This is a genomic window from Arsukibacterium sp., assembly GCF_033722355.1.
Taxonomy (GTDB): domain Bacteria; phylum Pseudomonadota; class Gammaproteobacteria; order Enterobacterales; family Alteromonadaceae; genus Alishewanella.
In genome coordinates, this window is sequence record NZ_JAWVZF010000177.1 from 1 (window position 1) to 5,482 (window position 5,482).

General features: G+C 49.6%; 8 protein-coding genes. 2 read left to right on the plus strand and 6 right to left on the minus strand.

The genetic code is table 11. The features are described 5' to 3' along the window. Positions 1-257: 257 nt before the first annotated feature. Positions 258-683 (minus strand): CBS domain-containing protein, encoded by a 426-nt coding sequence (locus R3177_RS12855; RefSeq protein WP_318971430.1) that lies wholly within the window; start codon positions 681-683, stop codon positions 258-260. Between the two features lie 329 nt (positions 684-1,012). Between R3177_RS12855 and R3177_RS12860 the strand changes: the two genes are divergently transcribed. After that, on the plus strand, positions 1,013-1,864 hold the full coding sequence (locus R3177_RS12860; RefSeq protein WP_318971431.1) for a PA4780 family RIO1-like protein kinase: 852 nt from the start codon (positions 1,013-1,015) through the stop codon (positions 1,862-1,864). A 3-nt stretch (positions 1,865-1,867) separates the two neighbouring features. On the opposite strand, the gene R3177_RS12865 is transcribed toward R3177_RS12860, so the two are convergent. Further along, positions 1,868-2,794, minus strand: coding sequence for a hypothetical protein (locus tag R3177_RS12865; RefSeq protein ID WP_318971432.1), 927 nt, complete (start codon positions 2,792-2,794; stop codon positions 1,868-1,870). 279 nt (positions 2,795-3,073) lie between these two features. Here R3177_RS12865 and R3177_RS12870 point away from each other — a divergent pair, with 279 nt between their 5' ends. Then, the gene (locus R3177_RS12870; RefSeq protein ID WP_318971433.1) at positions 3,074-3,739 is read left to right on the plus strand and encodes a hypothetical protein; all 666 of its coding nucleotides are present in this window, start codon (positions 3,074-3,076) and stop codon (positions 3,737-3,739) included. Here the strand turns inward: R3177_RS12870 and R3177_RS12875 are convergent. The 4 genes from R3177_RS12875 to R3177_RS12890 are packed head-to-tail and all read right to left on the minus strand — an operon-like array spanning position 3,736 to position 5,255. Beyond that, positions 3,736-4,131: a TM2 domain-containing protein gene (locus R3177_RS12875; RefSeq protein ID WP_318971434.1), complete on the minus strand. Its 396-nt coding sequence runs from the start codon at positions 4,129-4,131 to the stop codon at positions 3,736-3,738. The two genes, R3177_RS12870 and R3177_RS12875, sit on opposite strands and share 4 nt — an antisense overlap. Beyond that, complete coding sequence (gene yidD, locus R3177_RS12880; protein WP_318971435.1) at positions 4,109-4,369, minus strand: membrane protein insertion efficiency factor YidD; 261 nt, start codon at positions 4,367-4,369, stop codon at positions 4,109-4,111. Before yidD ends, R3177_RS12875 begins: the two co-directional genes overlap by 23 nt. Before the next feature lies 1 nt (position 4,370). After that, positions 4,371-4,589: a DUF4177 domain-containing protein gene (locus R3177_RS12885; protein WP_318971436.1), complete on the minus strand. Its 219-nt coding sequence runs from the start codon at positions 4,587-4,589 to the stop codon at positions 4,371-4,373. Positions 4,590-4,631: 42 nt separating this feature from the next. Then, complete coding sequence (locus R3177_RS12890) at positions 4,632-5,255, minus strand: DUF2799 domain-containing protein (RefSeq protein ID WP_318971437.1); 624 nt, start codon at positions 5,253-5,255, stop codon at positions 4,632-4,634. Positions 5,256-5,482: the final 227 nt, after the last annotated feature.

A 5,482-nucleotide genomic window follows, 5' to 3' on the forward strand; every position in this document is an offset into this window, starting at 1 on the left:
GTTGCCGGCTGGCCGCCAATGATAATGGCATGCTGCGCTGTCTGATTACTGCTGACGCCGAGGGTGAGTATGACTATGGCGTGACAATGGCAGGATGCCCGGAGTACGATCCGCGGATTGTAGTCCGGGCTCAGTGACACGCTTTACTGCCGTAGCATGCCACCTTGTGGCACAGCTATCAAAGGCATCAGCACATACCAGAAGATGGTTGTGCTGATGTTGATCACTGATAAGACATATCGTGCCGTCTGCGACAGTTAGTGGCTGGTAAATTTCATTGAAATATCACCCAGTACTTTACCCGCCGTTTCCGGACGTAAATGTTTAGCCAGATCGCCCAGGCTTACCACGCCAACCAGGCGTTTCTGTTTATTTACCACGGGTAAACGACGAACCTGCTGTTCACCCATATTCCGGGCCACCTCTTCGACGTCCTGATCTTCAAAGCAATACAGCAGGTCATCGGTCAGAATATCTGCTACTGTCGTGCTATCGACATTCTTACCTTTTGCCACTGCTCTAAGCACGATATCGCGGTCGGTCAGCGTACCTTTTAATTCATCATCCGCACCGGCCAGAATGAAACCAATACCTTCGCGCGCCATCTGAGCCGCTGCTTCTTTCACCGAAGTGGAAGGTTTAACCAAAACCGGCTTGGGGGTCATTACCTCTTTAATATTCATCATCATCTCCTTGTGTTATCGGTTAACAGAGAAATGAGTCAGCAACATGCATATGTTCTGCTCAAATGCATTATTAGCAGAAGCGAACATCATGCCAGCTTCGCTAAGTTGTTGCGGGCAGGCCCAATTTGTTGCCTTACTGTGAGCATAACCAGGTAAAAATTACTTATGGCAGTAAATTATTACTGGCTGTTGCGAGGTTAAATGGCAGGATGTCAAATCTGATAAGCGCTGCTGCTAGTCGACGTGAACGCCATGGCCCGACTTTTTTAACGCCTGGCCGCGCAGAACATATTCCCTGGCGCAGTTATCTAGGGTATAAGGGCGCTATGAAAATACCGAAACGTATTCAGCCGCTGGTCGATGAAGGTCTGGTGGATGAAGTTATCAGGCCACTGATGAGCGGCAAAGAAGCTGCAGTGTATATCGTCCGTTGTGGCGAGGATATTCGTTGCGCCAAAGTTTATAAAGAAGCGGACAAACGCAGCTTTAAACAAGCAGTGCTTTATCAGGAAGGTCGCAAAGGCCGCAACAGCCGCCGTACCCGTGCTATTGAAAAAGGCTCAAAGTTTGGCCGCGCCCAACAGGAACAAAGCTGGCAAAATGCCGAAGTGGATGCGTTGTTTAAGCTGGCCAGAGCGGGCGTGCGGGTGCCTCAGCCTTATGGTTGCTATGACGGCGTGTTACTGATGGAACTGGTTTGCGATGACGAGGGGATGGTTGCGCCGCGCTTAGGCGATGTCGCGATGGCTGAAGATATTGCCCTGGCAGACCATGCAACGATGATGCAATACGTGGTAATGATGCTGTGCGAAGGCCTGATTCATGGCGATTTGTCAGAGTTTAATGTACTGGTTGACGACTACGGGCCGGTTATTATTGACTTACCTCAGGTGGTAGATGCAGCGGCAAATAACAACGCCAAATGGATGCTGGAGCGCGATATTAATAATATGCGTGACTACTACGGCCAGTATGCACCACAGTTATTGCACACCAATTATGCCGGTGAAATCTGGGCGTTATATGAAGCCGGAGAGTTGCGGCCTGAAACAGAATTAACCGGCGAATTTATCGCTGATGAAAGCGCCGCGGATGTCGACGCCGTGCTCGAGCAAATTAAAGCGGCGTTTGCTGAAGCTGAAGCACGGAAAATCCGTGCTTCAGAACAAGACGAATAAAAGCTAATCGGCCGTTGGGTAATAAACAAAAAACAGCGTTTGAGCCCCGGGCAGCTGTGTTTGTTCCTGAGCAGACGCAGGCTGAATAAAAATATGCGGAATGCCCATTGCCCGGCCAGCATCTTTAACGTAATCAAAGCCTGCAGGGACATTTTGCATGTAGGCGACGTGGGTGGCTGCCATTGTTGAAGGCCGGTGTTCCCGGTAAGCGGGTAGTTGCTGGCGATAAAACGCTAACACGTCGGCCGGGCTTGCCGTTGTCACAAATGACGCGCCGGGTAGCGTAACATAGCGCTGCCCTGCAATTACCATTTCGCCCTGCGCGGGTATATTAATCAGTAGTTTTGCTTGTGGATACACCGGCAGCGTGACTAAAGCGTCTGAGCCCTGACTGCCGGCAATCATGCCATCGACCAGTTGCTCCATGTCAGCCACCCCACGCTGCTGCATCCGTTCGATAATCTGATCCATTTGCCGTTGTTCTGCGGCAGTCGGTTCACGCTCACCTATCCGTTCCGTTAATGCATCAAGCTCAGCCATTAACAAATCCTCTGGCTCGTCATCACCGTTATCACACGCTTGCCAGCGCTCTGCCGCCACGCCACTGTGGTTTACCATGCCCTGCTGAAGACAGGCCAGGTGCTGCGGATCGGACTCTTCAGCGGTGATATCGCCTATACCACATTCCATAAAAGTTTGCCGGTAAACATTTTTCAGCCGGGCCTCAGTTAAGCCGACACACTCCGCCAGCCTTGTCAGCTCACCGCTTTGCTGCATCATCGCCAGCAGCATATTGGCTTGATGTTCCTGCACAGCGGGATTTGCCAGTACTTTTGTTGTCAGAACGCCGCATATTAGTACAGTCGTTAACAGTGCCTTATTGATGACAGCCCCGCTATTGCCTGGTAATGAATCTGTTATTTTTTTCACCTTGCCTCTCCGTTAACAAAGTCGGTCAAAATAATAACGCTAAAATTACCTTGTGGTAAATTTATTTTCAAGGGTGCGCAGCAACCCTTTACCCAGACTTCGCCGTTCGCCGCACCGGCTCCGGTACTGCCTGCTGATTAGCGAATTTAACTAAATAGTAGCGGTTTTGTTATTTCTACCAACTTGGCTGCGGGATTAAATCTATATATTTCAATTAGATAATTTTGGCAAAGCGCTTGCAAACTGATTGGCAAGACTAACAAAAGTAAGGAAACAAAAATGAAATTCTCACAATTGGTTACGGTTACCACGTTAATTGCTGCAACGATAATGTTTGATGGTGTATACAGCAAAGCACTGGCTGATGCCCCTCACGGCAATATCGACAAAGTGATGGGAAGCGCCGTGGTAGGAAGCAATGAGCACTATGGTAATGTGTCGCTGGTTAACGGCAGTGTGAAAATGGCCAGTAACAGCAGTGCTAAAACTGTTTCGCTGGTTAATGGCAGCATTACTGTTGACGATGATGTCACCATTGATAATGCTGAAACCGTTAACGGTGCAATTGAGGCCGGTCGCAATTTCACTGTCAATGGCAACCTCAGCACAGTAAATGGAGAAATTATAACCAAAGACAATGCCCGGATCGCCGGCGATGTGGTGACGATAAACGGCGATATTACTTTTCACAATGGCCAGCTGGCGAGCAACATCAGCACGGTTAATGGTGATATTCAGCTGGCAGGCAATACTGTGGTGCAAGGTGATGTCATCTTTAAAAAGCCCGGTAACAAAAAATCGTTTTTTGGCTGGGGTAATAACAGCAAACCCAGTTTACATATCGCAGCCGATGCAGTGGTAGTGGGACAGATTATCCTTGAGCAACCGGTTGAGCTGGACTTTGCTAACCCGGCGATGCGGGCCAAAGTGGTGGAGCGGTTTTAAGGGTTAGTATCGCTATAGGGCTGACGCTGCAATAAGCGACGCGTCAGCTGATTATTCCAGTGTTGAATAATAATCTGGGCGCGAAACAGCGTCCACAGTTCGATAACTGAGACAAATACCAGCAGCATAATGGCCAGTAACCAATATGAGGTGAATAGCAGGACAACACCGGCAATAAATACCAGTAAATTAATCAGGCCGCGGCCCCACAGGCCAAGATAGAAATGATGCAAACCGGCTAAAAAGCACCAGTTTAACGTGGCATAAGTATCAGGATCCCGGAGCAATGGTTTCAGTTGCTGATAAAACGCTCTGCGCTGGGCATCGGGCAGGGCTGCAACCTGCTCGCGCAACTGTTCTTCTTCGGCGTCAACCTGTTGTTGATTCAGCACTGCTATTTGCTCCTTTTAGCGGCACCGGTTCAATGCATTTACAAAAACTGTCATGCCGGTTACAGCGTTTTATCCGCCGCCAACCCATGCCAACCCCTTTAATTGCGCCATAACGTTTGATAGCAGTATAGGTGTATGCGGAACAGCTGGGGCGAAAGTTGCATTCAATGCCAAACCAGCGCATGCCGCCGCCGGTTTTCCGATAACGGCGGATAAGCCAAAGCAGCAGGCGTTGCATCTTAGCGGCCCAGTGTCACAATCATGGCCTCGCGGGTCCAGAATAACCAGAAGCGTTTTTGTTCAATTAACTGAAATACTACCTGCCAGCCCTGCGCTGCCTGGGCATTGAGCTCAGCCTCCACCTTTTTTAATGGCAGGCCCGATGCCCCGAGGAAAATCGTGCCGCAGCCACCTTCGGCGATATAGATCATTTTGTATTCTTTAAATGCTGTCGCCATCTCTGATGTCCTGTTTAGCTGTTATCAAAATAAAACCAAGCTTCAGCGGTACGGGATAAACCGCTGCTCGCCTTGTTGCAGCTGTTGTTCTGCGTATTGCAGCTGCCTCTCCAGTTCAGGTAGCAGATTTATCAAATCAAAATGTTCGGCTTTCAGCGCTTCAATTTCATTTAATAACCGGATACGTTCATCCCGTACCAGGCCATCTGCAACCAGTAACTCAGTGTGTACGGCGATCTGCTGCTCCACGTTGCTGATTTGCCGGTGTTGCCGGTCCAGCGCAGAACGGGCATTTTTTACTGCTTGGCGAAACTCAAATAATTGCTGACCATCCCGATAGCCCAGCATAAACTCCTGCTCAAGTTCCGGCGCGCAGCTACCCTGGTAACTGGCACCGCGTGAACCGACATTAAAGCCATTTCGTCGCGTGCAAAAGTTCTCAGAACCCTGGCGATGGCCAAGGCGGTAAGCATTAAGATCGGGCGAAACCCCATGGTCTGCACAGTCCTGGCGATAGCTGGCAATAGCGGTTTCAGGTTTACCGCTGGCACCGTCTTCAAAGCCAATTGTGCGCCAGTCGGCAGTAAGGCATTGCGATTTGTCCATGGTTGCGCAGCCATTCAGGGCTGCCAATGCCAGCACTGCCAGCCCGAGTTTTTTTATCATAGCCATCTCATGATTATTGTTATTGCCGGCCGGTAAGCAGATAGCTGCGGCGCTTTTTAAACTAAGGTACACGTTATATTTACGTGTTGGCAAGTAACAAAATAATGCAGGCATTTACCCTCAACGGTATTTGTCAGATTATGCCGGCTACTTCGTTGGCATCAGGGTAATTTCTCGGACATCGCATCTTGGGTGGGCCGATATCGCAAACAGCACCGCTTCAGCAA

What these genes read in the sequence shown, in the direction of transcription:
- R3177_RS12885 (WP_318971436.1), bottom strand. Translation starts at nt 4,589, where the DNA reads ATGGCGACAGCATTTAAAGAATACAAAATGATCTATATCGCCGAAGGT.
- yidD (WP_318971435.1), bottom strand. Translation starts at nt 4,369, where the DNA reads ATGCAACGCCTGCTGCTTTGGCTTATCCGCCGTTATCGGAAAACCGGC.
- R3177_RS12890 (WP_318971437.1), bottom strand. Translation starts at nt 5,255, where the DNA reads ATGATAAAAAAACTCGGGCTGGCAGTGCTGGCATTGGCAGCCCTGAAT.
- R3177_RS12860 (WP_318971431.1), top strand. Translation starts at nt 1,013, where the DNA reads ATGAAAATACCGAAACGTATTCAGCCGCTGGTCGATGAAGGTCTGGTG.
- R3177_RS12870 (WP_318971433.1), top strand. Translation starts at nt 3,074, where the DNA reads ATGAAATTCTCACAATTGGTTACGGTTACCACGTTAATTGCTGCAACG.
- R3177_RS12855 (WP_318971430.1), bottom strand. Translation starts at nt 683, where the DNA reads ATGAATATTAAAGAGGTAATGACCCCCAAGCCGGTTTTGGTTAAACCT.